The organism is Arthrobacter globiformis (genome assembly GCF_030815865.1).
GTDB classification, from domain to species: domain Bacteria; phylum Actinomycetota; class Actinomycetes; order Actinomycetales; family Micrococcaceae; genus Arthrobacter; species Arthrobacter globiformis_B.
On record NZ_JAUSXI010000001.1, the window covers coordinates 1,300,393 to 1,325,670 of the forward strand.

Sequence of the window (25,278 nt, forward strand, 5' to 3'; positions counted from 1 at the left end):
CTCCCGAACGGACCCATCTGCAGTGCCCTGATTTGCTCGCTTTTGCTCAAAGAGGAGTTTGAATGACTGTCACCAAACCATCCACCACGAAGGAGCTGCTGGACTCGCCGATCCTCAAATCGGCCATCTCCAAGGCGTCCTTCCGGCTCATGCCGATGCTCGTCATCCTTTACGTCGTGGCCTTCCTGGACCGCACCAACGTGGGCTTCGCCGAGGCCGCCCTCGAAGCGGACAAGGGCATTAGCGCAGGTGCCTACGCACTCGGCGCCGGTATTTTCTTCATCGGCTACGCCCTGTTCGAGATCCCCAGCAACCTGCTCCTAACCAGGTTCGGCGCCAAGGTGTGGCTGGCACGCATCGCCGTCACCTGGGGCATCGTCTCCGCCTGCTTCGCCTTCGTGCAGGACGAGACCTCCTTCGTGATCCTGAGGTTCCTGCTGGGCGTGACCGAGGCCGGGCTCTTCCCGGGCGTCATCATGTTCCTCGCCGCCTGGTTCCCGAACAAGGTCCGCGTCAAGATGTTTGCCATCTTCTACCTCGCACAGCCGTTCTCCCAGATGATGGGCGCCCCGCTGTCCGGCTGGCTGATCAACATCGGCGACCAGGTTCCCGGCGTCCAGGGCTGGCAGGTCATGTTCTTCATCGAGGGCATGCTCGCCGTGCTGGCCGGCGTCGCCGCCTTCTTCTTCCTGATCAACAGCCCGCAGGACGCCAAATTCCTGAACAGGGACGAGAAGAAAGCGCTCCTGGACGTCATGGCCCTGGAAGACACCGTCAAGGAAGAGACCGGTCCGCGCGGTGTGCTCGCCGCGATGAAGAACGGCAAGGTCTGGTACTTCACGGTCATCTACTTCTGCCTCCAGATCGCCGTCTACGGCGTCACCTTCTACCTGCCGCAGCAGGTGGCGCAGCTGACCGGGCAGAAGGTAGGCCTCGCCGTCGGACTCATGGCCGCCATCCCGTGGTTCTTCGGCATCTTCGCCTGCTACTTCATCGGCAAGGCCGCCAACACCGTGATCCGCCGCCGGGTCTGGGGCACCGGGCTGTTCATCTCCACCGGCCTGTGCATCTTCGGCTCCGCCTGGGCCGGCGCCAACCATCTCCCCGCGCTGGGCATCGTGTTCATCACCCTCGCGGTGTGCAGCTTCCTCTCCATCGGACCCATCGCCTGGTCATACCCGACGGCGTTCCTCACCGGAACTGCCGCCGCGGCCGGCATCGGTCTCATCAACTCGCTGGGCAACATGGGCGGCTTCGTGGCCCCGATCCTGCGGACCACCGTCAACCAGGTGACCGCCTCGGATACCGGCACCATGGGCGTCTACGCACTCGGCGTGCTGCCGTTCCTCGCCGCGGTCATGATGATCGGCACTCGGAAGTTCAAGAACAAGGCCGACGACCTGCTCGAAACCAGCGCCACCGGAACGGCTGGCACTGCCCAAGATCAGGCACTGCTGGAAAAGTAGTCAGCAGCGCGCACAGGCGCAGCAACACCAGCGCCTAGTAACCCAGTAAAGGCAGGAAATCCCGTGACCCAGCTCGGCCAGGCCATCAAAGACCCCGGCACGATTTTCGTCGGCGTCAGCACCAAGATGTACCTGGGTTACCGGGACAGCCTGCGCTGGCTGGATGAACTGCGCCAGCAGGCGGACGCCCGCCCGGCCCTCGCGGCCGGGCGGGTGGTCCCGTTCGTGATTCCGTCCTTTCCGATGCTTCCGGCGGCAGGGGAGATCATGGCCGGGTCGCCGCTGGTCCTAGGTGCCCAGAATTGCGGCTGGGCAGATGGTCCGTGGACGGGTGAACTCTCGCCGTCGCTGCTCGCCGAGCTGGGCGTGGGACTCGTGGAGATCGGGCACGCCGAGCGGCGGCGGCACTTCGGTGAGGACGACGCCATGATTGCGCTCAAGGTCAGGGCGGCCGACGACGCCGGCCTCAGCCCGCTGCTGTGCGTGGGGGAGGAGTCGCTCGGCCCGGAGGCCACCTTGAATGCCGGAGCGGCCGACGCCGGCGGTACTGCCGGTGCGGAAGGCGCCGCCCGCTTCGTCTTCAGCCAGATCGAATCCGCGGTCGGCGGGGACTGGGACCTGGCCGCCCGGCTGGTCATCGCCTATGAACCCGTCTGGGCCATCGGCGCCGCCGATCCTGCCAGCGCGGAGTACGTGTCCGCCGTCGTACACATTTTGCGGGAACTGCTCGGTGCCCACGGGCTGCAGCACCTCGCCGTCATCTACGGCGGGTCCGCGAAACCCGGCCTGCTGCCCACACTGAATGGTGTGTCCGGGCTGTTCCTCGGCCGGTTCGCACACGACGCCGCGAACTTCGGAAAAGTGCTGGACGAAGCACTGTCGCTGGTGTACGCAGACTAGAGGAATGCCTCGCGGCCCGTCCCTTCGCTGAGCACGAGTTCGCCGTCTTCAATGGACACCAGAAGGCTCCGGGGTCTGCCGTGGAGTTTCATTTCCGCGCTGAGACTGCGGCTGGTGACTTCGACCCCCACCGTTGCGCCTTTGGCCGGCAGTTCAACGGAGACTTCCTCGGCCATGCCCAACAGTTCCCTGGTGGTGACATCGCGGTCGTACCGGGCCTCCTTTCCGTTGACTGTGATGGCAACCTCATCCTCGTTGAAGCCATCCTGAAGAATGATGAGCAGTTCCTGCATGATGCGCCGCCTAAGTCGATGACCCCCGCTGCATAAAGTCACTACACCACTTAAGGGCGGTTGTGGGTAGTGCGGTTTGCTTCGTCCGCTGCCCCTTGATCGCCCCGGATCCGGGCGCGTAGGGCAAAATGTTCTGGTGACCCAACAGCCGCAGCACCCCGCCATGCCCTCGCCCAGCCCCGCCTCCGCCGCCGGGACAAACCCGAAGGACACCCCCGCGTCCGGGCCGGTCGCCGGTCCCGGGGCGGACGATATTGCCGCCCGCATAGCGGAACAGATCGCCGCCGAGCTCGGCGTGAAGGCCTGGCAGGTGAAGGCGGCCGTGGAACTGCTCGACGGCGGGTCCACCGTTCCGTTCATCGCCCGCTACCGCAAGGAAGCCACCGGGACGCTCGACGACGGCCAGCTCCGCGAGCTCGACGAGCGCCTGCGCTACCTCCGCGAACTGGAGGACCGCCGTCGTGCTGTCCTGGAGGCGATTGCCGCGCAGGGGAAGTTGACCCCGGAACTGCAGGCCGCCGTCGTGGCTGCCGATACGAAGTCCCGGCTCGAAGACATCTACCTGCCCTTCAAGTCAAAGCGCCGCACCAAGGCGCAGATCGCCCGTGAGGCCGGGCTGGAGCCGCTCGCGGACGCGCTGCTCAAACGCCCGGAGCTCGACCCCGAGCGCGAGGCAGCCAAGTACCTGAACACGGAGCACGCCGTCGACGACGCCGCTGCGGCGCTCGCCGGCGCCCGCGCCATCCTCGTGGAGCGCGTGGCCCAGGACGCCGACCTTGCAGAGAACCTGCGCGAGCGGCTGTGGACGCAGGGCCGGATGGTGTCCCGGGTGAAGAAGGGCAGGGAATCCGAGGGGCAGAAGTTCGCGGATTACTTTAACTTTTCGCAGGCGCCGTCGGGAATGCCGTCGCACCGCGTGCTGGCGCTGCTGCGCGGTGAGAAAGACGGCGTGCTCGAGCTGGACCTTGCTGAAGCGGAGCCGGCCGACGGCGACGCCCTGGCCGCTGCGCGCACCCGTTACGAATCCGCCGTTGCCCGGTTCCTCGGGGTAGCCGACCGTGGCCGCCCCGCCGATGCCTGGCTGCTCCAGACCGCGCAGGTGGCGTGGCGCTCCCGGGTGCTTGCGCGGCTGACGGCCGATCTGCGGGGACGCATGTTCGCCGCAGCAGAAGACGAGGCCGTGCGCGTTTTCGCCGCCAACCTGCGGGACGTGCTGCTGGCCGCGCCCGCCGGAAACCGCTCAACCCTGGGCCTGGACCCCGGGCTGCGGACGGGCGTGAAAGTGGCGGTGGTCGACGGAACCGGCAAGGTGGTGGCCACGGACACCGTCTACCCACACGCTCCGGCGCGCAAGTGGGACGAAGCCCTGACGACGCTGACCCGGCTGGCGCGGCAGCACGCCGTCGAACTCGTGGCCATTGGCAACGGAACGGCGTCGCGCGAAACGGACAAGCTCGCGGCCGATCTGATCAAGCGGCTCTCCGCGGGTGCTGGCTCGGGCACTGGTGCGGAATCCGGGACAGGTGGCGCTGCGCCGCAAAAGTTGGTGGTTTCCGAGGCGGGTGCGTCCGTGTATTCGGCGTCCGCCCTTGCCGCCGCCGAACTTCCGGGCATGGATGTGTCGCTGCGCGGCGCCGTGTCCATTGCCCGCAGGCTGCAGGATCCGTTGGCTGAGCTGGTGAAGATCGATCCGAAGTCGATCGGCGTGGGGCAGTACCAGCACGATGTCACTGCCGCGAAGCTGGACCGCAGCCTGGATGCCGTGGTGGAGGACTGCGTGAACGCCGTGGGCGTGGACGTGAACACGGCGTCGCCGGCGCTGCTGAGCCGGGTGGCCGGCGTCGGGCCGCTGCTGAGCGAGAACATCGTGGCGTACCGCAACGAAAACGGGCCGTTCGCGAAGCGCAGCGAGCTGAAGAAGGTGCCGCGGCTGGGCGCGAAGGCGTTCGAACAGTGTGCCGGGTTCCTGCGGATCACCGGGGGAGCGGAGCCGTTGGACGCCTCGAGCGTTCACCCAGAGGCTTACTCGGTGGCTAGGAAAATCCTGGTCGCGGCGGGTGCTGGCCGCAGTTCCGGTGCTTCCGGGCTTGCTCCGCTGGCTGATGCCGGGTGCCTGAACCCTGCTGATTTCGTGGACGGCTCCTTCGGGTTGCCCACGGTGCGGGACATCATCGCCGAACTCGAGAAGCCCGGACGCGACCCGCGTCCGGCGTTCAAGGCGGCAGCTTTCTCCGAGGGCATCGAGAAGATCTCCGACCTGAAGCCCGGCATGGTCCTGGAAGGAACAGTCACCAACGTTGCCGCGTTCGGCGCGTTCGTGGACGTGGGGGTTCATCAGGACGGCCTGGTTCACGTGTCCGCCCTCGCCAACAGGTTCGTCGCCGATCCGCGCGAGGTGGTCAAGTCCGGGCAGGTGGTACGGGTGAAGGTGCTTGAGACCGATCCGGAGCGGAAACGTATCTCCCTCACACTGAAGCTCGATGACGAACCGGCCGCTTCCGGCGGCAGCTCTTCCGCCGGCCGGCCGGCTGGTGAACGCCCGGCTGGTGAACGGCCGACTGGTGAACGCCCGGCTGGTGAACGCGGCGGTCGGGGCCGGGACGGTGGGCGCTCAGCAGGCGGCGACCGCGCAGCCGGCCGCCCGGGAGGTGGCCCCCGCGAAGGCGACCGCAACCGCACGGGCGCTTCTGGCCAAGGCGGCGCAAAACCGGCGGCTCGCGAGGGGAGCGATTCTGGCAGATCTCCAGCAGACCGCAACAGCCCAAAACGACAGCCGAAGCAGACCGGGCAGCGGCCAGCTCAAGCGGATACCGCCATGGCCGAAGCCCTGCGCCGCGCCGGCCTGGGTAAGTAGGCTCCCGCACAGGCAGACCGTGTCGCGGGCGCCGTATCCCGGAACGGACGGAAGCCGGTGACTACAGTAGCCCCTATGAGTTTTACGAGGCCGGAGACTTTTACCACCCGTCCTACGCTGCAGGGCACGTTCGGCATGTCCGCAACGACCCATTGGCTCGCCACCGGCACTGCGCAGGCTGTGCTGGAGCGGGGCGGGAACGCATTCGACGCGGCCACGGCCGCGGCGTTCGTGCTGCACGTGGTGGAACCGCACCTCAACGGGCCCGGCGGTGACATGACCGGCGTGTTCAGCACGGCGGAGAAGCCCGGGAAACCGGTGGTTCTCATGGGCCAAGGCCCGGCTCCGGCCGGCGCGACGGTCCAACACTTCCGCGCGGAAGGCCTGGAACTGGTGCCCGGGTCAGGTGCGCTGGCCGCTGCGGTCCCCGGCGCCGTCGATGCCTGGCTGTTGCTGCTGAGGGATCACGGAACGTGGGAGCTGGCGGAGGTCCTGGACTTCGCCATCCGATACGCACGCGACGGCCACCCGGTGCTGCCACGCGTCTGCAGCACAATCTCGGCAGTCGCGGAGCTGTTCCGGGAGCACTGGCCCACGTCTGCAGACCTGTGGATGCCGGAGGGGCGTATCCCGGAGGAGGGCGAGCTGGTCCGGAATCCGGCGTTTGCCCGCACCCTCCAGAAACTGGTCCAAGCCGGTGCCGGCCTCGGCGAGGCATTCGCCGCGGAACCGGCCCATACCCGCGAGGAACGCATCGAAGCCGCCCGCAGGGAATGGAGCGAGGGCTTCGTGGCCCGCGCTGTGGCGGAAAGTGTGCGCACTCCGCACCGCCACTCGTCCGGGACCGACCACAGCGGCGTCATGACGATGGCCGACATGGCTGGCTTCCGCGCGTCGTTGGAGGACGCTGCGACGTTCGAGTTCCGCGGCCACACCATCGCCAAGACCGGCCCGTGGGGACAGGGGCCGGCCCTGTTGCAGACGCTCGCGATCCTGGCCGGCTTCGATGACGACCACCTCGACCCTTCCACCGAGCTCGGGGCGCACACCATCCTGGAGGCGCAGAAGCTCGCGCTGGCGGACCGCGAGGCGTACTACGGCGACGCTGATGTCCCACTCGATTACCTGCTGTCGGAGGATTACGCTGCGTCGCGCCGGGAGCTCATCACCGAAGATGCGTCGCACGAGCTCCGCCCGGGCTCCGTTCCCGGGCGTGAGCCGTACGTTCCCACGCTCCGGACCGAGTACGCCCCGCCTGCGCCGTCGGATGACGACGGCGGGTCGCCCGCTTTGGGAGGTCGTGCCACTCCCGGCCGCCCAGGATCCGCGGCTGCCACCGCCGGCGTGGGCGAACCCACGATCGGTGAGCCTAGTGTGGCATCCAACGGGGAAACCCGCGGCGACACGTGCCACATCGATGTCGTGGACCGCTGGGGCAATATGGTGTCGGCCACGCCATCGGGCGGTTGGCTGCAATCGTCGCCGGCGATTCCTGAGCTCGGGTTTTGCCTGGGCACGCGGTTGCAGATGACGTGGCTTGAGCCCGGAACGCCGTCGACGTTGACGCCGGGCAAGCGGCCGCGGACCACGCTGACGCCGACGCTGGTGCTGCGCGATGGAGTTGCTGTTTCCGCGCTCGGCTCGCCCGGGGGAGACCAACAGGACCAGTGGCAGTTGCTGTACCTGCTGCGGACCATCGTCGGCGGGTACTCTCCGCAACAGGCCATCGACGCGCCGGCGTTCCACACGACGTCGATGCCCGGATCCTTCTGGCCGCGAACCTGGGAGCCTGGCGGTGCCGTCGTCGAGGACCGGTTGGGAGATGACGTCATCGCCGGGCTCGAACGGCGTGGACACCGGATCACCAGGGCAGGCGACTGGACGCTGGGACGGCTGTCCGCCGTCGTACGCGATCCCCGGACTGGCGTGCTGCAGGCTGCCGCTAACCCCCGGGGTGCGCAGGGATACGCGGCGGGACGGTAGGAGCGGACCTTTTTTTCGCTAGCGTTCCCGGTTGAAGGGGCGGCGAATACTCGTATCCGCCGGCGGCGGGGCGGGTTTCTGGCGTGGGGAATATCTGCAAGGCTGGGGTCATGAACTACTTCCTGGAGTACACGATTCCCGCTGCCCCCGACGACGCCGAATTCGAGTTTCCGCATGACGAGATTCGAGCGGGGACCACTATCCCGCTCTCGGAGACCAATGCCGAGGTAGTCCACACCCCCGAGCTTCCCGCGCGCACCGGAATCATCGGCGCCACCGTGCCCGAGGCGAAGCTCGAAGCCGAGCAGCTCATCACCCACAGCCGCGCGACGGAGGCGTCCCTGTACGAGGACCCCTCGAATTCGCTGCAGGCTGGCGTGGGAACTCTCGTAGCCACCTTCACGGAAGGCACGGGCTGGCAGGACGCATAGCAAAGGCAAATCTCGTTTCACCGGAAGCGCTTGGTCCCGAATTGAGGGGCTGGGCGCTTCTGGCTTTGGTCCGAAGTTAGTGAATCCACCCAGTACCGGCGGGCACGGCGGTGCCCCGTTGACGGGTCCTGCCTGCCCGCCGGGTCTGCCATCGCCTCATGTTGTGGTGGTTTTGTCGGGGTTGTTGGCGGGGGTCGATGTGGGGTGGCGGGATGAACCAGGGGGTCCCGTTTTTGACGTGGATTTTCCACTGTTCCTTGTGGATCAGATGGTGGTGGTGGGTGCAGAGGAGGACGCCGTTGTCGGTGCTGGTGGGTCCGCCCCGGGACCAGTAGGTGATGTGGTGGGCTTCGCACCAGGATGCGGGGATGGTGCAGTTGGGGAAGGCGCAGCCCTGGTCGCGGGCGGTGAGGGCTTTGCGGATGTGGGGCGGGAAGATCCGGGTGGCGCGGCCGATGTCGAGGATGCGTCCTTCGGAGCCGAGGAGGACGGGGATGATGTCGGCGTCGCAGGCGATTTTGCGGATGGTGGAGACGGTGACGGGGCCGGTGTAGGTGAAGGTTCCGCTGCCGGTGGCCGTGCCGGAGAGGGGAGTGCCGGGCCAGTTGATGCCAGGGAGGGCGGTGACGGGCTGCCGGGTGGTCGGGTGGGTGCCCGGCTGGGGTTGGGGTTCGGTCTGCCGGGTGCTGTCTGTGGGCCGAGTGCTGTCTGTGGGCCGGGTGCCGGGGCGGTTTCCGTTCGGGGCGTAGCGGGGGCCTTGGGCGGCGGTGGTTTCGATGCTGTTGAGGAGGTCGTGGTGGTTGATGGTGACCATGACTTGGGGGCGGAGTCCTGCGGTGGCGGGCAGGGTGCCGGCGGCGAGGGCTGCCTTGCAGCCGCCGACGAGGCCGTCGAGGCGTTGTTGGGCGAGGGTGCGGCGGTCCAGGTCAGGTGCCGGGGTGGGGGCGTTGAACACGGCGTCCAGGTCGACAGCGGCGCTGCCACCGTCAGGGCCGGTGCCCTCTGCACTGCTGCTGTGGCTCGCGCAGGCGGTGGTGTCGGGTGTGGTGGTGCGGGGGTTGGTGGCGGTGTTCATGACGGTGGTGAGGACTTCGTATTGGTCGGTGGTGGCGCGGATTTCGAGGTGGTGGAGGCCGCCGCGTTTGTGGTGGAGGAAGACGCCTTGGCGGTGGCGGAGGTTTTCTTCGCTGGGTTCGGTGCCGTCCTGGTCGAGGGCGTCGATCCAGCGGTGGGCGATGCGGGTGAGGAAGTCGTGGTCGTTCTCGATCGCTGTCAGGGTGAGGTTGTGTTCCATCTGGGCGATGGTGTCGGGGTCGGGGATGTGGCGGACTTTGTCCAGGGCGGTGGTGATGATGGTTCCGGCGCGGGAGGCGATGATCCTGGCGGTGAGGGCGGCGGCGGTTTCTTCGTGTGCCGGTGGCATGGGCCGTCCGGTGAGGCCGGTGCGGGGGAGGGTGGCGCCGGCGAGGGCGAGGCGGCGGCGGGCTTCGGTGGAACTGATCCGGAGCCGGGTGCGGAGGAACTCGGCGGTGTTCCGGGCCCCGTCATCGGCCGCGGACCACGTCACCGCACGCGCGGGGACCGCTGGCGTGGCGACAGCGGGTCCGGGTCCGGTGCCCCAGCCGGTGGTCCAGCCTGGCCGTGCGGCTGGCGGTCTCGGCGGCGTTGATGGCCTCGGTCCGCGTCCGGTCCACCGCGTCGGCGGCCTGGAGCTGGAGGTATTCGACCCGGCGGGAGAGTTCCTCGGCGAGCTCTGCGAAATCGGCCGCGTCGAGGAAGTTGGCTCCGGCCAGCTCGTCCGGCGCCGCAGTGGTCGCAGTGTCCAGCAGCGCCAGGGCCGCCTTCAAGTCAGGAGTGGCCGGCGCTGGCGACCCCAGCTCAGTAGCTGCCAGGTCAGGTGATACCGGGCCGGGAGTTCCCGAGCCAAGCGTCGCAGAACCGGCGGCTGGAACGCTGCGAAGCCCCCGGCCGGGCAGCAGAGCAGCGGCACTGAAGCCGGAGACGTCAGTCCCGGTTGAGCTGTTCGCTCCGTGCTCTCCAATGGCTTCCATAGGAAAACTATCTCAACGGGCTCTGACATTTTTAGGGGTGATCAGGGTCACCGTGGACGAATAGTGAAAAGTTTTTGAAAAAACTTTTCGGCCCCCGCATACCGGCCGCATCTCTCCATGGGCGGTGCATTGCATCAGGGGTGGCGCACGCCCACCCCGGCCAGAATGTCACGGTAGCCCTCACGGAAAGTTGGGTACTTGAATGAAAACCCTGTTTCCCGAAGCAACGCATTGCTGCACCGCTTGTTGCCACCACGGGCATCGCCCAGAGAACCTGTGGATGGGACGTCCATCCCCAACTCGGCCGCCAGGAACCGTAGGACGTCGCCCAACTCGGCCGGATCGTTGTCCACGCCCAGATAGACCGGTGATGGCACAGCACTCATGGTGCACAAGCGCACGATGGCACCCGCGGCGTCGTCTCGGTGGATGCGGTTGGTGAAGCGTGGCTGGTCCGGGATGATGGCCGAGCCTGTTCGGACCTGGTCGATGAGCCTGGTGCGGCCGGGACCGTAGATGCCGCCAAGCCTGAGGACGATAGGTGAGGTCCCGGTTCCATCGAGCCGTTTCAGCAGGAGCTCCTCGGCCTCACGCATGATGCGACCAGAGAATCCCGCGGGTTCCGGCGTCGTGTTTTCATCGATCCATCCGCCTCCAGCGTCGCCATGCACGGCCGTGGACGAGACGAAAAGGACGCGTTCGGGCGTCACACGGTCGCGCTCAAGAGCGTCGAGCACATGCGCCACGCCGTCCAGGTACGCGCTTCGGTAGGCCTCTTCCGTAGGCGCATCCGCCGCCACAGCGATGACGACGGCGGTGGTGTCCGCCGGGACAGGCGGCAGTTCGGCGGTGCTTAGGTTGGCAGCGGCGCCCTCGATCTCAGCCGGCAGCTTGTCCGGTGAGCGCCGCCAGCCCACCACCCGCTGCCCGGCTGCGGCGAATCGCAGGCCCGCCTCGGTGCCGAGGTCGCCACAGCCGGCGAGGAGGATAGTCATAGCCGCGGGTCAGAGAGCCGGAACGGGGAAGAAGACGCGCGGGTCCTGCAGCAGCGCCGGGTAGTCGAACTCTGACCGGTCGATGATGTCGGTGACCTGGAAATTGCGGCCGAAGCGCCCGTCGTCGAGCGTGATCGGACGGCCCACGACCATTCCGACGGCGAACTTGCTGCCGCCGTCGAACGGCACGGCCACCGGCGACTTTCCGGGAAGCGTCGAGAAAGCCGATTCTTGCCGCTGCCGTTTCCGCGACGGTTTCTTCACCAGCGGCTTGGCCGCGGCCTTGCGGGCTACCTTGGATGGCCGGCGCGACGTTTCCTCCGCGTAGACGAACTGGTAGTCGTCGCCGGATTCCCCGGCGGCACCGGCAGCGCCGGAACCGTCGCCGGAGGCAGAATCGGGCGCAACAGCGGAAGCCGCCCGCCCCACTGCAGGCAGCCCAACCTTGTCCAGCTGCTCCGGGTCCCCGTGGCCGACGTGCTCGCGAAGGATCCAGAGAACGTCACCCTCTGGATCCTCCGGCAGGAACTCGTGCCTGGGTTCCGGCCAGACGTACTCCAGGCCATGCTCGGTGCCAGGGAAGACCTCTTCGTAGAAGCGTGGGTCCTTGCGGATCAGGTTGGAACGGTGGCTCAGGTGGAACTCGGGGTCGCCGAGCCACGGCGGAAGCAGAATCTTGGCTGCGTAGTCAGGGTGCGCAGCCTGGGGGGCGAACTCGCGGATGTTGTCCCGGGTGTTGTCGGCGAAGCCGCGCTTGGTCCACTCGTCCACCATGGCCAGGCCATACATGGTGAGCGCGGGAACGTGCCCCATCCACATTCGGATGGCGGGGTGTGACTGCCATCCGTATTCCGGGATGACCAGCGCGCGGAGTGTCTGCAGCGCTTCTACGCGCTGTTTGCCCAGCCGGGGTGTGTCCAGCGCGGCTGCGCTTTGCCGGAAATCGGGATAGGGAAGGAAGGTTTGCATCCCTTCAGTCTGCCGTCCCTGGCGCCATGTGCCAATTGAAGTGCCGGAGGGCACAGTCAGTGGCCAAAATGGACAGCCCGGCGTTCACATTGTGGACCTATGCATACGAAAGGTCGATTAATCCACTAAGATATCCGAAACCTTACCAGCGTCTGGAAGCCAACTCATGACTCTTACGTCCCCCGCGCCCCTGCCCTCCGCCCCCGCGGAAGCGAATTCACATGCGTCACAGGAGCCTCAGCTGTTCGTTCCGAAGTACGGCCAAATGCTGGGCGCCGACGCGAACGGGATCCTCGTTCTGGACGAGTTTACGCTTGATCCGGCCGATGCGCGCAAGGACCAGCACCGTTTCCGCACTGCGCTTGCTTCCGTAGCGCTGACCCTGCGCCGGCTCGTGGCCCTGCGCGTTTTCATCGCAGTGGTGGCCGTCGCCAACCTGCCGCTCTTCCTGATGACCACCGGCTGGTGGATCTACGCCGTCTCGCTGGCCCTGGTGATCGGCGTCCACGCAGCCGTCAACTGGCTGAACAAGCACGAGCCGCGCGTCAAGCAGCGCCACGAGCTCGAGCTGCACCTGCACCGCGAACGCAGCAACAACTACCGCAAGGTGCGCGACGCCGTGAAGTTCGTTGTCGACAGCCCTGCCCGCGTCAACGAGCACCTTTACCTTGAGCTGCTGCACGCCAAGCGGGTTGCCCTGCACCTCGCCTCCGGCACCGTCGCCCTCCTGGACACCAGCGACGACGCCGCCTGGAAGGTGCGCATCGTCCGGGAACTCCCCGCCGTGGCCTAAGGCCGCATACTGACGCTTCCAGCCGTCACGCTGTAGGCAACTAATTACGACGCCGGGCGTCCCCCATTTAGGGGGCGCCCGGCGTCGTCGTTGGTGGAGCCCATACATACAAAACGAAGCCGGACGGCCCCTCGAAAGGGACCGCCCGGCGTCGTCGTTGGTGGAGCCCATACATACAAAACGAAGCCGGACGGCCCCTCGAAAGGGACCGCCCGGCGTCGAGCTTTAGTGCAGTGCCGCTAAGCGGCCTGACCAGCCAGATTAGGCAGGCAGCTGCAGGACCTGGCCGACAAACACCAGGTTCGGGTTGCTGATGGTGTCGGTGTTGGCGTCCGCGAGCTGCTGCCACCCGCCCTGGATGCCGAGCTCCTGAGCGATCTTGCTCAGGGTGTCGCCTTCCTGGACCGTGTAGGTCTGGCCGCTCACGGCGACGGCGGCAGCGTGGCGGGCCTCGGTGGGTGCCTGGACCGGAACTTCGGCGGCCACCGGGGCCTGTGCCACGAGAGCCGTCTGAACCGGAGCCTGAACCGGCGCCTGGACAGGTGCGGCCTGGACCGGAGCCTGGGCAGGTGCGGCCTGGACCGGCGCGCTCTGGGGCAGGATCTGCGGTGCAGGAGCGCCACCGCCGCCGTTCAGGCCCAGCTTTGCGGAGCATGCGGGCCATGCGCCCCAGCCCTGACTGGCCTGGACCTTTTCGGCCACAGCGATCTGCTGCGCGCGGGAAGCGCCTTGGGGGGAGCCGGTTCCGCCGAAGGCAGCCCAGGTCTGCGGGGTGAACTGCAGGCCGCCGGAGAAGCCGTTGCCGGTGTTGGTGGACCAGTTGCCGCCACTCTCGCACTGGGCGAGGGCGTCCCACGTGGAGGCGCTGGCGGTAGGCGTGGCTGCGTTGGCGGCCGTGGCGGAGAGCGTCAGAGTTGCTGCGGAAACGGCGGCCAGGGTGACTCCACGGCGCGCGGCAGTGCTAAATGTCGACTTTTTCATTATTGGGATGCTCCTGAGGCCACCCGCGCTCGGTCCGTCCCCGGACGTTGTCGCGCTACTGCCCGCCCCTGACGAACTAGAGGTCATTTCGGTATCCGCCGGCCGGGCAGTAATTGGTGGTGGCGGCACCGGGCATTCATGGGCCCGCGTCGCGCGGGCATGTGTCTCACCCTAAAGGTGTTGGACGCCGTTATCAAATCGAGATCTTTATTGACAGTCAAGCGATTTAAGGGCAGCTCAACCCGGCAGCGGGAGGCCTAGCTGAACAGGAACCGGGAACGGGGAAGCTCTCAGGCTGTTACCTCACGGACGGGAAATTTAGGGCGGAAGCCAGGTACGGCGCCGTCCGGCTGTCCGGTGAACCGGCGACGGCGGCGGGCGTTCCGGCCGCGACGATCTCTCCGCCGGCGTCCCCGCCGGCCGGCCCGAGGTCGACCACCCAGTCTGCTTCCGCCACCACGTCCATTTCGTGCTCCACCACCACCACCGTGTTTCCCGCGTCCACAAGGCGCTGCAGCTGGGCCATGAGGAGCCGGACGTCCGCCGGATGCAGCCCGGTGGTGGGCTCATCCAGCAGGTACAGCGTGTGGCCGCGGCGCGCGCGCTGCAGTTCGGTGGCGAGTTTGATGCGCTGGGCCTCTCCGCCGGACAGTTCGGTGGCGGGCTGCCCGAGCCGCAGGTAGCCCAGTCCGACTTCCCGGAGCGTCTGCAGGCTGCGGGCAGCGGCTGGAACGTCCTGCAGGAATTCCGTGGCCGCGTCCACGGTCATGCCCAGGACGTCGGCCACCGTCTTGCCGCGGTAGGTGATTTCAAGGGTTTCGGGGTTGTAGCGTGAGCCGCCGCATTCCGGGCAGGGGCCGTAGCTGCCGGGCAGGAAGAGCAGTTCGACGGCGACAAATCCCTCGCCCTGGCAGGTCTCGCAGCGCCCGCCTGCCACGTTGAAGGAGAATCGTCCGGCCCCGTATCTGCGCGCCCGGGCTTCGTCCGTGGCGGCGAACTCCTTGCGCACGGCGTCGAAGAGCCCGGTGTAGGTGGCCAGGTTGGACCGGGGCGTTCGGCCGATCGGTTTCTGGTCCACCGTCACCAGCCGGTCCACGTGGTGCAGGCCGGTCACGATACCTACACTCAGCGGGCCTCCGGGACCGCCGTCCACCATGGGCTGGTCTTCGTTGGTGCCCGTTAGCTCGGCGCCCGTAAGCTCGGTGGCAGCGGCGTCTGCACCCTCGCCGTTGCCGTGCAGTTCGGATCCGACCACTTCGGCCAGTACATGGCTGACCAGCGTCGACTTGCCCGAGCCGGACACTCCGGTGACCGCCGTCAGGACCTGCAACGGGAAGGCCGCATCGAGGCCGCGAAGGTTGTGGCGGGAGATGTCCTTCAGTTCCAGCCAAGCACTGGGCTCCCGACGGCGGCCGGTACGGACGCTGCTGTCAGGCTCGCCGGTGCCGGCGGTGCGGTCACCGCCGCCGGTGATACCGCCGTCGTCAGCACCGCCCCTGGAACCGTCCGGAACGAGGAACGGGCGTGTAACGGAAGCCTCGACGGCCGCGAGGCCGGCCACCGGCCCGCTGTACAGAACTTCGCCGCCGCCCTCTCCTGCCCTCGGCCCCACGTCCACGAGCCAGTCGGCGCGGCGCACAATGTCCATGTTGTGCTCCACCACGAACACGGAATTGCCCGAAGACTTCAGCTGCTCCAGCACCGCCAGGAGGGGCTCGGCGTCCGCAGGGTGCAGCCCGGCAGAGGGCTCGTCCAGCACGTACACCACGCCGAACAGCCCCGAGCGGAGCTGCGTGGCGATCCGGAGGCGCTGCATTTCGCCCGGGGAGAGGGTGGGCGTCGAGCGGCCCAGGGCAAGGTAGCCGAGCCCCAGATCCAGCAGGACCGTAATCCGCTGGAGGAGGTCACGCGTGACGGCCACGGCCACCTCGTTGTCTTCGCCGGAGGACAGCTTGCGGGACGCGGTGCCGGCGTCCTTCAGCTCTGTCGTGGGGCGGATGATGTCCGCCAGTTCGGCCATCGGCACTGCGTTGAGCTCGGCGATGGTCCTGCCGGCGAATGTCACGGCCAAGGCCTCCGGCGTGAGTCCGCTGCCGCTGCACCGCTGGCAGGGGCCGGTCTCCATGAAGCGGAGCACCCGTTCGCGCATGGTGTTGCTCTTCGAGTCGGCCAGCGTGTGCAGCACGTGGCTCTTGGCGCTCCAAAACTTGCCCTTGTACGGCTTGGCCACACGGTCGCGCTGAGGCGTGATTTCCACGACCGGCTGCTCGTCAGTGAAAAGGATCCAGTCACGGTCCTTCCTGGGCAGCTCCCGCCAGGGGGTGTCGACGTCGTATCCCAGGTGGGTGAGGATGTCGCGCAGATTCTTGCCCTGCCATGCCGTCGGCCAGGCGGCGACCGCACCCTCCCGGATGCTCAGCGACGGGTCCGGCACCAGGGAGGCTTCGGTGACGGTATGCGCCACACCGAGGCCGTGGCACTCGGGGCACGCCCCGGCGGCCGTGTTGGGCGAGAAGGCGTCCGAGTCCAGCGGGCTGGCGCCAGCCGGATAACTGCCGGCACGGGAGAACAGCATGCGGAGCGAGTTGGACAGCGTGGTCACCGTTCCCACCGTGGAACGGCTGCTGGGAGTGCCGCGGCGCTGTTGCAGCGCGACGGCGGGAGGCAGCCCGGTGATCATTTCCACCTTGGGATTGTGGCCCTGCTGGATGAGGCGGCGGGCGTACGGCGCCACGGACTCGAAGTAGCGGCGCTGGGCTTCCGCGTAGATGGTCCCGAACGCCAGGGAGGACTTGCCCGACCCCGAGACGCCGGTGAAGGCGACGATCGCGTCGCGCGGGACGGCCACGTCCACGTTGCGAAGGTTGTTCTCGCGGGCGCCGCGCACCCGGACAAAGCCGTCAGCAGAATGGTGGGCACCGGTGCCGGTTTCCAGGCTCCAGTCCAGATCGTCCAGGGGGTCAGCATACTCTTCAGTCCGCATCTGTTCGACTCTACGGGCATAGCCCGTCCGGGGACTATTCTGTCGGGGTGAACACTTACGACGCCGCCGCCGAACCGGTCGATCCCGCTGCTCTTTCAGGTCAAACTGCGCCTTCCGATCAAACTGGGTTTTCAGAGCAAACTGCGCTTTCAGCTGAAGAGGAGCTGGTGGCGGCCCCGTCGCCGATGCCTTTGGCGGAGCTCCACCTGCACATCGAGGGGACGCTGGAGCCGGAACTGATCTTTGCGCTCGCTGAGCGGAACGGGATCGAGCTGCCGTACGCGGACCTGGATGAGCTGCGCAGCCGGTACGAGTTCACGGACCTGCAGTCGTTCCTCGACCTGTACTACGCCAACATGGCCGTGCTGCGGACCGAGCAGGACTTCGCGGACATGACCCGGGCCTACCTGGAGCGGGCTGCAGCAGCCGGGGTGCGGCACGCGGAAATCATGATGGATCCGCAGGCGCACCTCTCGCGCGGTGTCGCCCTGGAGACCTGCGTGAACGGCGTAGCCTCGGTGCTCGCCACCTCTGAGGAGGAGTTCGGCATCTCGACGCTGCTGATCGCCGCCTTCCTGCGCGACCTGTCCGAGGACTCGGCGCTCGAGGTCCTGGAGCGGCTTCTTGCGATGAACGCGCCGATCGCCGGCATCGGCCTGGATTCCGCAGAGGTGGGCAATCCGCCGTCGAAATTCACGCGGCTGTTTGCCCGGGCCGGCGAAGCAGGCCTGCGGAAGATTGCGCACGCGGGGGAGGAGGGCCCGCCGTCGTACATCGTGGAAGCGCTGGACGTACTGGGCGTGGAGCGGATCGACCACGGGATCCGGTGCATGGAGGACCCGGACCTCGTGGAGCGGCTGGTCGATGACCATGTGCCGCTGACGGTATGCCCGCTGTCGAACGTCCGGCTCCGCGCCGTGGACATGCTGGCCGCCCACCCGCTGCCGGCCATGCTGGCTGCCGGGCTCAACGTCAGCGTGAACTCGGACGATCCGGCGTACTTCGGCGGTTATGTGGACAGCAACTTCGCCCAGTTGGAGTCAGTCCTGGGCCTGTCCGAATTTGACCGGGTGAGGCTCGCCGCGAACTCGATCAGGTCGTCCTTCGCCAGTGAGGAGCGGAAACACGAGCTGCTGGCCGAGCTGTCGGGCTAGGCTTCGGGCGGGGCACTCGGCGGTGCGGAGTCGGCCGGGCCGCCGGCCGTGGAGCCACGTGGAGTCGGCGCCGGGGCGCCCGTCCGGATAATCCACCAGTCCAGCGCCGCCATGACCAGCCCGATGGGGAGCCCGTAGGGCGGCAGCCCGGCGTTGTAGCCAATGAATCCGGCCACCACGAATGCCACGCCGATCCACACGGGGAACATGCCCGAGCGCCAGCCGGCGATGCCAAAAAACATCCAGCCCAAGGCGAAGAGTATGTAGCTGGATAGTGCGCCGACGGCCAGCATTCCGGACCATCCGGCGAGGATCGCGCCCGGGGCGACGTCGGAAATCCAAGGGCCGGCGAAGCCGTCGAACCACATGTTTCCAGACATGTCGAGAGTCCTGACGTGGATGGGAATAGCCGGTCCTGATTGGGCCACCGGCGCCGTTCGCCCGGCGGCAACCACCCGCCGTCGTTCACATGAGACGCAATCCGAGCGGGAAACGCCGGACGGCGGTGGCCGAGCGCGGTGCTTTGCGCCAGGCCTTGCGGTCCAGCACCACGGTGGCCAGCACCGCGAGCACGACGACGAAGAAGTAGATCAGCTCGGCGCGGCCGGCGGCGGCTGCGGCGAAGCCGAAGGATCCGACGGTGAAGGTGCCCTGGCTGTTGTGGAACAGAAAGGTCAGGAGGACGCTGCCGCCGGTGCGGTTGAAAAGCCACACGTAGAGGAAGGTGATGACGAACGTCGTCGGCAGACCGATCATGCTGAGCCCGCCGAAGAGAACCAGCGGCAGGTGCCACAGCGTCACGAGCACGCCGAGGATCGCCGCGGACAATAGCGGTGGGCGCGATGCCTGGAGAAGAGGGAGGGCGTAGCCGCGGAAACCGGGCTCTTCGCCGAGTGGGCCGTCGAGCGGATTCACCAGCCGGACGGCGAATACGGTCATCAGCCCGCTCCACGTCAGCCGTTCGAGGCCCGGGGCGGCGGCGCCTAGTGCCACGTTGATGAAGCCCGTGACCAGGACGAGGACTACAGGGAGCAGAAGAGCAACGGCGTACCAGATCCAACCGACGCGCCACCGTACCAGCCGCCGCCCCCAGGCGCGGAAGCCAGGGCGCCCCTCCGTCAGGGCTATGACGATGACAGCCCCGGCAAGCGGACCCACCGGCAGGAATTCCATTCGCGTCACAAGCCCGGCCGCGTAGAGAGGCCACGAGGCCCAGGAAATTGCGTAGGCCAGGACAAAGAATGCCAGAAGCCTGTGGTGTTTTAGCCAACCCATTCGTCGGCGCATGTCGGCTCCAAACAGTTCCTGCAGGTGCACCAATTGTCCGCCCCGTCTGCGCTGCCACGCTAGTGGCAGGACCGCCCGGCCCGGCGTCAGGAGACCAAATGCTTGCAGGCATCTTCCATAACTGCTAGTCCTGTGAGGGAGGCAACACCGCGGCGATGATGCCGCGGTCAGCAGTACCGGGACGATGGCGAGTCAAGGAGTGTGCAGCATGCCGCGCAAGAACCCAGACGTGGAAGAGACAGACGAGAAAGACCTCGAAGTAGGCAAGCCGAAGGAGTGGGCGGCCGGCATCCCTGGCGTCCTCCACTCCTTGCAGCCAGCCATCAAACACATGGGCTTGAGCAGGACAGAGAAGACGCTGCTGGCCCTGAACCAGAAGCACGGCTTCGACTGCATGAGCTGCGCCTGGCCGGACCCAGACCACCGCAAGACGTTTGAGTTCTGCGAAAACGGGGCCAAGGCCGTCACTTGGGAAGCCACGCCCGTGGTCATCGAATCGGAGTTCTGGGCGGAGCATCCCGTCAGCGAGCTGCGCCAGAGAACTGAGTACTGGCTCGGGATGCAGGGCCGCCTCACGGAGCCGGTTTACAAGCCGGCGGGGGAGGACCACTACCGGCCTGTGAGCTGGGACGAGGCTTTCGGGATTCTGGGGCGGAAGCTGAACGGCCTGGCAACGCCGGATGAGGCCGCTTTCTACACGAGCGGCCGGACGTCGAACGAGGCCGCCTTCATCTACCAGCTGTTCGTGCGGGCCTTCGGCACCAACAACCTGCCGGACTGTTCCAACATGTGCCACGAATCGTCCGGCTGGGCGATGGGCCAGACCATCGGCATCGGCAAGGCCACCATCACCTACGACGACTTCGCCAAATCGCAGCTCATCATCATCATGGGTCAGAACCCGGGCACCAACCACCCACGCATGCTCACAGCGCTGGAGGAAGCCAAGGAGGCGGGCGCCGAGATTGTGGCCGTCAACCCGCTGCCGGAAGCCGGGCTGCTGCGGTACAAGAACCCGCAAAAGGTCAAGGGCATCATTGGCCACGGCACAGACCTCGCAGACCAGTTCCTGCAGATTCGGGTGGGCGGCGATATGGCATTACTGCAGGCCATCTCGAAGCGGGTCCTTGACGCCGAGGTGAAAAATCCGGGGACCGTGCTTGACCATGAGTTCCTTGAGCAGCACTGCGAGGGCCTGGACGAACTCCGAGCGCATCTCGACGGGCTGGACGACGACGCGGTCCTCGCAGCGACAGGGCTCCGCAGCGACGAGATTGACGAGCTCGCTGCCCGGTATCTGAAGGCGGACCGGGTCATCATCACGTGGGCCATGGGGATCACCCAGCACAAGAAGGCTGTGGCCACCATCAAGGAGATCATCAACCTGCTCCTTCTGCGCGGAAACATCGGCAAGCCCGGCGCCGGCGCCTCGCCGATCCGCGGGCACAGTAACGTTCAGGGGGACCGGACCATGGGCATCTGGGAGCAGATGCCGCCCGCCTTCCTGGACGCCCTCGGCAAGGAGTTCAGCTTTGACCCGCCGCGCGAGCACGGCGCGGACGCCGTGGAAACCATCCGAAGAATGCGCGACGGCGGGATCAAAGTTTTCGTGGCACTGGGAGGGAACCTGGTGGCCGCCATCTCGGACACGCATGCTGCCGAGGCGGCCATGGAGAACACCGACCTCACTGTTCAGATCTCCACGAAGCTCAACCGCTCGCACACGGTGACGGGCAGGGAAGCCCTCATCCTGCCCACCATGGGGCGCACGGAAATCGACCTGCAGGAGTCCGGTCCGCAGTTCATCTCTGTGGAGGACACTGTTTGCGCAGTGCATCCCTCGGCGGGCAGGGTGGACCCTGTTGCGCCGAACCTGTTGTCTGAAGTGGCCATAGTCTGCCGAATCGCGCGCGAGACGGTGGAGGGGAAATCCAGCGCGGACTGGGTAGGGTTCGAGAAAAACTACGACCTCATCCGGGAGCACATTTCCCATGTGGTGGCGGGCTGCGAGGACTACAACAGCAAGATCCGGCAGGAAGGCGGCTTCGTCCTGCCCAACGGCCCGAGGGATTCGCGCACCTTCACCACGCCCACCGGCAAGGCCATGCTGACGGTCAACCATCTGGAGAGCATCGAGCGGCCCGCGGGCACGCTGATCCTGCAGTCCGTCCGTTCGCACGACCAGTTCAACACCACGATCTACGGGCACAACGACCGTTACCGCGGGATCAAGAAGGGCCGGGACGTGGTGTTCGTCAGCCCCGAGGACATCGCCGAGCTTGGCCTCAGTGACGGCCAGTTCGTGGATATCCACGGCGTGTACGAGGACAACGTGGAGCGGGTGATGAGGAAGCTGCGCGTCGTTTCGTATCCCACGGCCAGCGGCTGCGCGGCCACCTACTACCCGGAAGCCAACGTTTTGGTGCCCTTGGAGAGCGTCGCGGAGGGGAGCAACACGCCGGCGTCCAAGGCTGTGCTTGTGCGGCTGGAGCCCAGCGCGGAGACCGGGTGACGCCCAGGGCTTCCTGAGGGGGCGCTCTTCCGGGGTCCGGGGTCACTGGGCGGTGCTTGACCAGCCCTCACTGTCCGGGCCGCCTTCGGTTCCGTGCTCGCACAGCCGCAGGGCGACGTCGGCCGCCGACTGCACCGCGTCCTGCGGCGTCCCGCTGCCGTCCTTCGCCGCGAGCCCGGCGGCGTAGCCGACCAGCAGGGCTGTGATGGGCCCTGCCTGCCCATTCACCGATCGGGAAGACTCATCGGAGAGGCGTGCCACCAGCTGCTGGTCCACCTTGAGATCCAGGATCTGCAGCGCCTGGATGAGCCGTTGGCTCCACTGGGCGAGGTCCTGGTCTGTGGCTCCGGCGCCGCCGGCGCCCTCTGTAATGCCCGTCATTGGACTTCCTTTCTTGCTCGTTTTTGCCTCCGCTCCTAGCGGGCGCGGAGGGGGGATTCTAGGTGTCTATCGAGGCCATGTGCGGGTAGCGCGCCCCTGCGACAGCGCCCGCGGGGGCAAGTTCGTCAAGGCGGGCAAGGTCCTCCGCTGAAAGCTCGACGGCGGCCGCGCCCAGGTTCTCGGCCAGGCGTTCGCGCTTCTTGGTGCCGGGAATGGGAACGATGTGCTCGCCCTGGGCGAGCAGCCAGGCCAGAGCGAGCTGCGCCGGACTGCACTGCTTCTCATCTCTGCGAGTTCCTTCACCCGGTCAACAAGTTGCAGGTTCCGGGTGAAGTTTTCGCCCTGGAAGCGCGGAGAGTGCCGCCGGAAGTCGTCCGCAGCAAAGTCGTCGGGGCTGCGCAACTGGCCGGTGAGGAAGCCCCGGCCCAGGGGACTGTAGGGCACGAAACCGATTCCCAGCTCGGCCAGCACGGGGAATACCTTCGTCTCCGGCTCCCGCTCCCAGAGTGAATACTCGGTCTGCAGCGCAGTTATCGGATGGACGCCGTGTGCCCTGCGGATGGTCTCAGCGCTGGCTTCGGACAGCCCCAGATGCCGGACTTTGCCAGCCTCGACGAGCTCTGCCATCGCTCCGACGGTGTCCTCGATCGGGACGGTCTTGTCCACCCGGTGCTGGTAGTAGAGGTCGATGTGGTCCACTCCGAGCCGCTGCAGGCTGGCGTCGCAGGCGGAGCGGACGTACTCGGGGCGGCCGTTGATGCCCACCCAGGAACCGTCCTCCCGCCGCTCGTTGCCGAACTTCGTTGCCAGGACCACATCGGAGCGCCGGTCCGCGATCGCCCTGCCCACCAGCAACTCGTTGGTGAACGGGCCGTACATGTCCGCGGTGTCCAGCAGGGTACCGCCGGCGTCCAGGAAGGCGTGGATCGTGGCGATTGACTCGCTGTCGTCGCCGGTTCCGTAGAACTCGCTCATGCCCATGCAGCCGAGGCCGAGACTGGAGACGGAAAGTGAACCAAGTGTGCGGGATTCCATGGGGCTCTCCTCAGGTAGGTTGCGGGAGTGGCTCAGGGAGGTGCGGTGTAGTCGCCACTATAAGTCGGCTTGCGGCACTTTTGCTCCACTTTCGTGGCGCCGAAACGCCGCCGGCCCCGGGTCTCCCGCATGCTGACGCGGTTTCCCGGGGGGCTGGCGGCGGTGTTGTTTTCTAAAGTGGTGCAGAAATGCGCTGTCCAGACCCGCAACGGCGCCGGGAACAACGGCTACGGCGTCGGGCTGCCGCCGTTGACGTTCAGGGTCTCGCCGACCACGAAGCTCGACTCCGCCGAGGCCAGGAACACGTAGGCGGGGGCGAGTTCGGCGGGCTGTCCGGCCCGGCCCAGGGGTGTGTCCTTGCCGAACTCGGGCAGGGCTTCCTTGGGCTGGCCGCTGCTGACCTGCAGGGGTGTCCAGATCGGCCCGGGAGCCACGGCGTTCACCCGGATTCCCTTCGGCGCCAACTGCTGTGCAAGTCCCTTGGTGAAGTTGTTGATGCTCGCCTTCGTGGTGGCGTAGTCAAGGAGGGTCGGCGACGGGTTGTAGGCCTGGATCGACGTCGTGTTGATGATTGTGGAGCCGGCGGGAAGGTGGGGTACCGCGGCCCTGGTGAGCCAGAACATGGCGTACACGTTGGTCTTCTGCGTGTGATCGAACTGTTCGTCGCTGATGTCGCCGATGTCCTCCTGCGCCACCTGCTTGCCGGCGTTATTCACGAGGAGGTCCAGTCCGCCCAGTTCCTGCAGCGCGGTGTCCACCAGCTTCTGGCAGGTAGCGGGGTCCTTGAGGTCGCCGGGGACTTTCACGGCCTTGCGGCCGGCCTTCTCAATAAGGTTCGCGATCTTTGCCGCGTCTTCCTCCTCCTCAGGAAGGTAAGACAGTACGACGTCGGCCCCTTCCCGGGCGAAGGCGATCGCCGTCGCTGCGCCGATGCCGGAGTCCGCGCCCGTGACGATTGCCTTCCTGCCATCGAGGCGACCCGTGCCGCGGTACGTGTCCTCGCCCAGGTCGGCCTTGGGTTCAAGCTTGGCGTCCAGGCCGGGCTCGGGCTGGTGCTGCTTGGGCGGCTCGATGTGCTCGTAAGCGGTGACAGGGTTCTTGAAGGTGTACTGGTCGGTCATGGTTCTCCTCCGTGGCGGTGTTGAACGCGGACAGGAACATCAAGGTCCGGGCGGTGCTGGCATCGGGAAAATGCTAAGCATGCTTACCGTCCACCCTAACGAGACTGCGGCGATGCCGCCAGTGGTCAGCTGGGTGGACTGCGCAACGCGGGCTGCTCAGGGCGGCTGCGGTGAAGGGTTGACGGCCACCCCTTCCGCGTACCGCATCGCCTGAATAGGCTGGCAGTCCCAGCCCAGTCAGGCGCGCCGCGATTGCTAGCGGCGCTTCCGCAAAGGCAATCCACGACGCGGTAACGAGGGAGTGTAGGCGATGGACAACCAAGATATTTTGCAGCGCATCCAGGCGCTGGTTGACGAAGAGCATCAGCTCCGCGATCCTGCGGCGTCGGGCCACGCCAGCGGCTCCGGCGGGGGAGGCGCCGGAGAAGATGCTTCCGACGACGATGCGGACGGTCGGGATGAGCGACGTGCCCGCCTGCGGCAGGTGGAAGAAGCGCTGGACCAGTGCTGGGATTTGCTGCGCCAGCGCCGGGCAAAGTGGAAAGCGGGCGAGGACCCCAATGAGGCGGATGCCCGTCCCGTCAATGAGGTGGAAGGCTACGTGCAGTAAGAGGGGGGCCAGTGCAGTAAGAGGGGCCCAGGGCAGTAAGAGGGCGGCGAGAAGTGCGTCTCCACCCGCACGGAAGGGCGGCCGGGTTAGTAGCCGCCCTTCCCCATTGCTGGCGGTTTGTTGCCGCCGTCCGGTAGTACCGGCAGCTACTGTTCCTGGCCGCTGTGCAGTCCGTCGTCGCTGCTGTCTGCGGAAGCCGAGTCGCCGGTGTCGTCGGAGAGGTCCATGTTGCCGCGGGCTTCCTCCATGGTCGGTCCGCCGGACGGGACGCTGTAGCGCTCCGGGCGGATGCCGTGCGACTGTTCCTCGATGAGCGCCTGCTCCTCGCTAAAACGGATGGCGTTGGCGTCATCACCGGCGTCGCCGGGAACGTCATCGCGGAGCTTTGAAGGGTCCGGAACGATAAACCCGTCTGCCTTGCTGCTGTGTTCACTCACTGAACTCATCCCTTCCGTTTGGTGCCTCGGTCTTCATGGTAA

At 66.9% G+C, this 25,278-nt stretch carries 21 protein-coding genes and 1 pseudogene; 9 read left to right on the top strand and 13 right to left on the bottom strand.

Annotated elements, in window-relative coordinates:
* Window positions 1–62: 62 nt before the first annotated feature.
* Together QFZ33_RS06060 and QFZ33_RS06065 are read left to right on the top strand one after the other, a co-directional pair.
* Window positions 63–1,466, top strand: a complete 1,404-nt coding sequence (locus QFZ33_RS06060; protein ID WP_307025740.1) for an MFS transporter — start codon at window positions 63–65, stop codon at window positions 1,464–1,466.
* Window positions 1,467–1,529: 63 nt separating this feature from the next.
* Complete coding sequence (locus QFZ33_RS06065; RefSeq protein ID WP_307025742.1) at window positions 1,530–2,366, top strand: triose-phosphate isomerase family protein; 837 nt, start codon at window positions 1,530–1,532, stop codon at window positions 2,364–2,366.
* Here QFZ33_RS06065 and QFZ33_RS06070 read toward each other — a convergent pair.
* Complete coding sequence (locus QFZ33_RS06070; RefSeq protein WP_307025744.1) at window positions 2,363–2,659, bottom strand: hypothetical protein; 297 nt, start codon at window positions 2,657–2,659, stop codon at window positions 2,363–2,365. The genes QFZ33_RS06065 and QFZ33_RS06070 overlap by 4 nt on opposite strands.
* Window positions 2,660–2,795: 136 nt before the next feature.
* On the opposite strand from QFZ33_RS06070, the gene QFZ33_RS06075 reads away from it, so the two are divergent.
* The 3 genes from QFZ33_RS06075 to QFZ33_RS06085 all read left to right on the top strand — a co-directional run bounded on the left by QFZ33_RS06075 (window position 2,796) and on the right by QFZ33_RS06085 (window position 7,927).
* A complete protein-coding gene (locus QFZ33_RS06075; protein ID WP_307025747.1) occupies window positions 2,796–5,513 on the top strand; it encodes a Tex family protein in 2,718 nt (905 codons plus the stop codon).
* 75 nt (window positions 5,514–5,588) lie between these two features.
* A complete protein-coding gene (locus tag QFZ33_RS06080) occupies window positions 5,589–7,496 on the top strand; it encodes a gamma-glutamyltransferase family protein (protein WP_307025749.1) in 1,908 nt (635 codons plus the stop codon).
* Between the two features lie 110 nt (window positions 7,497–7,606).
* Window positions 7,607–7,927 carry a hypothetical protein gene (locus QFZ33_RS06085; protein ID WP_307025750.1) on the top strand — a complete coding sequence of 107 codons (321 nt, stop codon included), beginning with the start codon at window positions 7,607–7,609 and terminating at the stop codon, window positions 7,925–7,927.
* A gap of 76 nt (window positions 7,928–8,003) precedes the next feature.
* Here QFZ33_RS06085 and QFZ33_RS06090 read toward each other — a convergent pair whose 3' ends face one another.
* The 4 genes from QFZ33_RS06090 to QFZ33_RS06105 form a co-directional block, all read right to left on the bottom strand.
* The gene (locus QFZ33_RS06090) at window positions 8,004–9,494 is read right to left on the bottom strand and encodes an HNH endonuclease signature motif containing protein (RefSeq protein ID WP_307025752.1); all 1,491 of its coding nucleotides are present in this window, start codon (window positions 9,492–9,494) and stop codon (window positions 8,004–8,006) included.
* Window positions 9,472–9,978, bottom strand: coding sequence for a hypothetical protein (locus QFZ33_RS06095; RefSeq protein WP_307025753.1), 507 nt, complete (start codon window positions 9,976–9,978; stop codon window positions 9,472–9,474). Before QFZ33_RS06095 ends, QFZ33_RS06090 begins: the two co-directional genes overlap by 23 nt.
* 134 nt (window positions 9,979–10,112) lie before the next feature.
* On the bottom strand, window positions 10,113–10,973 hold the full coding sequence (locus QFZ33_RS06100; RefSeq protein ID WP_307025754.1) for an NAD-dependent epimerase/dehydratase family protein: 861 nt from the start codon (window positions 10,971–10,973) through the stop codon (window positions 10,113–10,115).
* Window positions 10,974–10,982: 9 nt separating this feature from the next.
* Complete coding sequence (locus QFZ33_RS06105) at window positions 10,983–11,942, bottom strand: MSMEG_6728 family protein (protein WP_307025756.1); 960 nt, start codon at window positions 11,940–11,942, stop codon at window positions 10,983–10,985.
* 265 nt (window positions 11,943–12,207) lie between these two features.
* Here QFZ33_RS06105 and QFZ33_RS06110 point away from each other — a divergent pair, with 265 nt between their 5' ends.
* On the top strand, window positions 12,208–12,735 hold the full coding sequence (locus tag QFZ33_RS06110; protein WP_307031693.1) for a hypothetical protein: 528 nt from the start codon (window positions 12,208–12,210) through the stop codon (window positions 12,733–12,735).
* A gap of 261 nt (window positions 12,736–12,996) precedes the next feature.
* Here QFZ33_RS06110 and QFZ33_RS06115 read toward each other — a convergent pair whose 3' ends face one another.
* The gene (locus QFZ33_RS06115) at window positions 12,997–13,716 is read right to left on the bottom strand and encodes a LysM peptidoglycan-binding domain-containing protein (RefSeq protein ID WP_307025758.1); all 720 of its coding nucleotides are present in this window, start codon (window positions 13,714–13,716) and stop codon (window positions 12,997–12,999) included.
* 298 nt (window positions 13,717–14,014) lie between these two features.
* On the bottom strand, window positions 14,015–16,699 hold the full coding sequence (locus QFZ33_RS06120; RefSeq protein WP_307025760.1) for an excinuclease ABC subunit UvrA: 2,685 nt from the start codon (window positions 16,697–16,699) through the stop codon (window positions 14,015–14,017).
* 185 nt (window positions 16,700–16,884) lie between these two features.
* Here QFZ33_RS06120 and QFZ33_RS06125 point away from each other — a divergent pair, with 185 nt between their 5' ends.
* Window positions 16,885–17,853: an adenosine deaminase gene (locus tag QFZ33_RS06125; RefSeq protein ID WP_307031695.1), complete on the top strand. Its 969-nt coding sequence runs from the start codon at window positions 16,885–16,887 to the stop codon at window positions 17,851–17,853.
* On the opposite strand, the gene QFZ33_RS06130 is transcribed toward QFZ33_RS06125, so the two are convergent.
* Together QFZ33_RS06130 and QFZ33_RS06135 are read right to left on the bottom strand one after the other, a co-directional pair.
* On the bottom strand, window positions 17,850–18,233 hold the full coding sequence (locus QFZ33_RS06130; RefSeq protein ID WP_307025761.1) for a hypothetical protein: 384 nt from the start codon (window positions 18,231–18,233) through the stop codon (window positions 17,850–17,852). The genes QFZ33_RS06125 and QFZ33_RS06130 overlap by 4 nt on opposite strands.
* Window positions 18,234–18,318: 85 nt before the next feature.
* Window positions 18,319–19,128 carry a CPBP family intramembrane glutamic endopeptidase gene (locus tag QFZ33_RS06135; protein WP_307025763.1) on the bottom strand — a complete coding sequence of 270 codons (810 nt, stop codon included), beginning with the start codon at window positions 19,126–19,128 and terminating at the stop codon, window positions 18,319–18,321.
* Window positions 19,129–19,348: 220 nt separating this feature from the next.
* Here QFZ33_RS06135 and QFZ33_RS06140 point away from each other — a divergent pair, with 220 nt between their 5' ends.
* Window positions 19,349–21,652, top strand: coding sequence for an FdhF/YdeP family oxidoreductase (locus QFZ33_RS06140; RefSeq protein WP_307025765.1), 2,304 nt, complete (start codon window positions 19,349–19,351; stop codon window positions 21,650–21,652).
* Between the two features lie 42 nt (window positions 21,653–21,694).
* On the opposite strand, the gene QFZ33_RS06145 is transcribed toward QFZ33_RS06140, so the two are convergent.
* The 3 genes and pseudogenes from QFZ33_RS06145 to QFZ33_RS06155 all read right to left on the bottom strand — a co-directional run bounded on the left by QFZ33_RS06145 (window position 21,695) and on the right by QFZ33_RS06155 (window position 24,189).
* Window positions 21,695–22,033 (bottom strand): DUF6457 domain-containing protein, encoded by a 339-nt coding sequence (locus tag QFZ33_RS06145; protein ID WP_307025767.1) that lies wholly within the window; start codon window positions 22,031–22,033, stop codon window positions 21,695–21,697.
* A gap of 58 nt (window positions 22,034–22,091) precedes the next feature.
* Window positions 22,092–23,068 (bottom strand): annotated as a pseudogene (locus QFZ33_RS06150) (aldo/keto reductase).
* Window positions 23,069–23,295: 227 nt separating this feature from the next.
* Window positions 23,296–24,189 carry a glucose 1-dehydrogenase gene (locus QFZ33_RS06155; RefSeq protein WP_214847625.1) on the bottom strand — a complete coding sequence of 298 codons (894 nt, stop codon included), beginning with the start codon at window positions 24,187–24,189 and terminating at the stop codon, window positions 23,296–23,298.
* 310 nt (window positions 24,190–24,499) lie between these two features.
* Between QFZ33_RS06155 and QFZ33_RS06160 the strand changes: the two genes are divergently transcribed.
* Entirely contained in the window at window positions 24,500–24,799 is a 300-nt protein-coding gene (locus QFZ33_RS06160) for a DUF2630 family protein (RefSeq protein WP_307025769.1), read from the top strand.
* Between the two features lie 146 nt (window positions 24,800–24,945).
* Here the strand turns inward: QFZ33_RS06160 and QFZ33_RS06165 are convergent, their stop codons facing one another.
* Window positions 24,946–25,245, bottom strand: a complete 300-nt coding sequence (locus QFZ33_RS06165; protein ID WP_214847635.1) for a hypothetical protein — start codon at window positions 25,243–25,245, stop codon at window positions 24,946–24,948.
* Window positions 25,246–25,278: the final 33 nt, after the last annotated feature.

What these genes read in the sequence shown, in the direction of transcription:
- QFZ33_RS06060 (WP_307025740.1), top strand. Translation starts at nt 63, where the DNA reads ATGACTGTCACCAAACCATCCACCACGAAGGAGCTGCTGGACTCGCCG.
- QFZ33_RS06070 (WP_307025744.1), bottom strand. Translation starts at nt 2,659, where the DNA reads ATGCAGGAACTGCTCATCATTCTTCAGGATGGCTTCAACGAGGATGAG.
- QFZ33_RS06080 (WP_307025749.1), top strand. Translation starts at nt 5,589, where the DNA reads ATGAGTTTTACGAGGCCGGAGACTTTTACCACCCGTCCTACGCTGCAG.
- QFZ33_RS06085 (WP_307025750.1), top strand. Translation starts at nt 7,607, where the DNA reads ATGAACTACTTCCTGGAGTACACGATTCCCGCTGCCCCCGACGACGCC.
- QFZ33_RS06095 (WP_307025753.1), bottom strand. Translation starts at nt 9,978, where the DNA reads ATGGAAGCCATTGGAGAGCACGGAGCGAACAGCTCAACCGGGACTGAC.
- QFZ33_RS06100 (WP_307025754.1), bottom strand. Translation starts at nt 10,973, where the DNA reads ATGACTATCCTCCTCGCCGGCTGTGGCGACCTCGGCACCGAGGCGGGC.
- QFZ33_RS06105 (WP_307025756.1), bottom strand. Translation starts at nt 11,942, where the DNA reads ATGCAAACCTTCCTTCCCTATCCCGATTTCCGGCAAAGCGCAGCCGCG.
- QFZ33_RS06110 (WP_307031693.1), top strand. Translation starts at nt 12,208, where the DNA reads ATGCTGGGCGCCGACGCGAACGGGATCCTCGTTCTGGACGAGTTTACG.
- QFZ33_RS06115 (WP_307025758.1), bottom strand. Translation starts at nt 13,716, where the DNA reads ATGAAAAAGTCGACATTTAGCACTGCCGCGCGCCGTGGAGTCACCCTG.
- QFZ33_RS06120 (WP_307025760.1), bottom strand. Translation starts at nt 16,699, where the DNA reads ATGCGGACTGAAGAGTATGCTGACCCCCTGGACGATCTGGACTGGAGC.
- QFZ33_RS06125 (WP_307031695.1), top strand. Translation starts at nt 16,885, where the DNA reads ATGCCTTTGGCGGAGCTCCACCTGCACATCGAGGGGACGCTGGAGCCG.
- QFZ33_RS06130 (WP_307025761.1), bottom strand. Translation starts at nt 18,233, where the DNA reads ATGTCTGGAAACATGTGGTTCGACGGCTTCGCCGGCCCTTGGATTTCC.
- QFZ33_RS06135 (WP_307025763.1), bottom strand. Translation starts at nt 19,128, where the DNA reads ATGGGTTGGCTAAAACACCACAGGCTTCTGGCATTCTTTGTCCTGGCC.
- QFZ33_RS06140 (WP_307025765.1), top strand. Translation starts at nt 19,349, where the DNA reads ATGCCGCGCAAGAACCCAGACGTGGAAGAGACAGACGAGAAAGACCTC.
- QFZ33_RS06145 (WP_307025767.1), bottom strand. Translation starts at nt 22,033, where the DNA reads ATGACGGGCATTACAGAGGGCGCCGGCGGCGCCGGAGCCACAGACCAG.
- QFZ33_RS06155 (WP_214847625.1), bottom strand. Translation starts at nt 24,189, where the DNA reads ATGACCGACCAGTACACCTTCAAGAACCCTGTCACCGCTTACGAGCAC.
- QFZ33_RS06160 (WP_307025769.1), top strand. Translation starts at nt 24,500, where the DNA reads ATGGACAACCAAGATATTTTGCAGCGCATCCAGGCGCTGGTTGACGAA.
- QFZ33_RS06165 (WP_214847635.1), bottom strand. Translation starts at nt 25,245, where the DNA reads ATGAGTTCAGTGAGTGAACACAGCAGCAAGGCAGACGGGTTTATCGTT.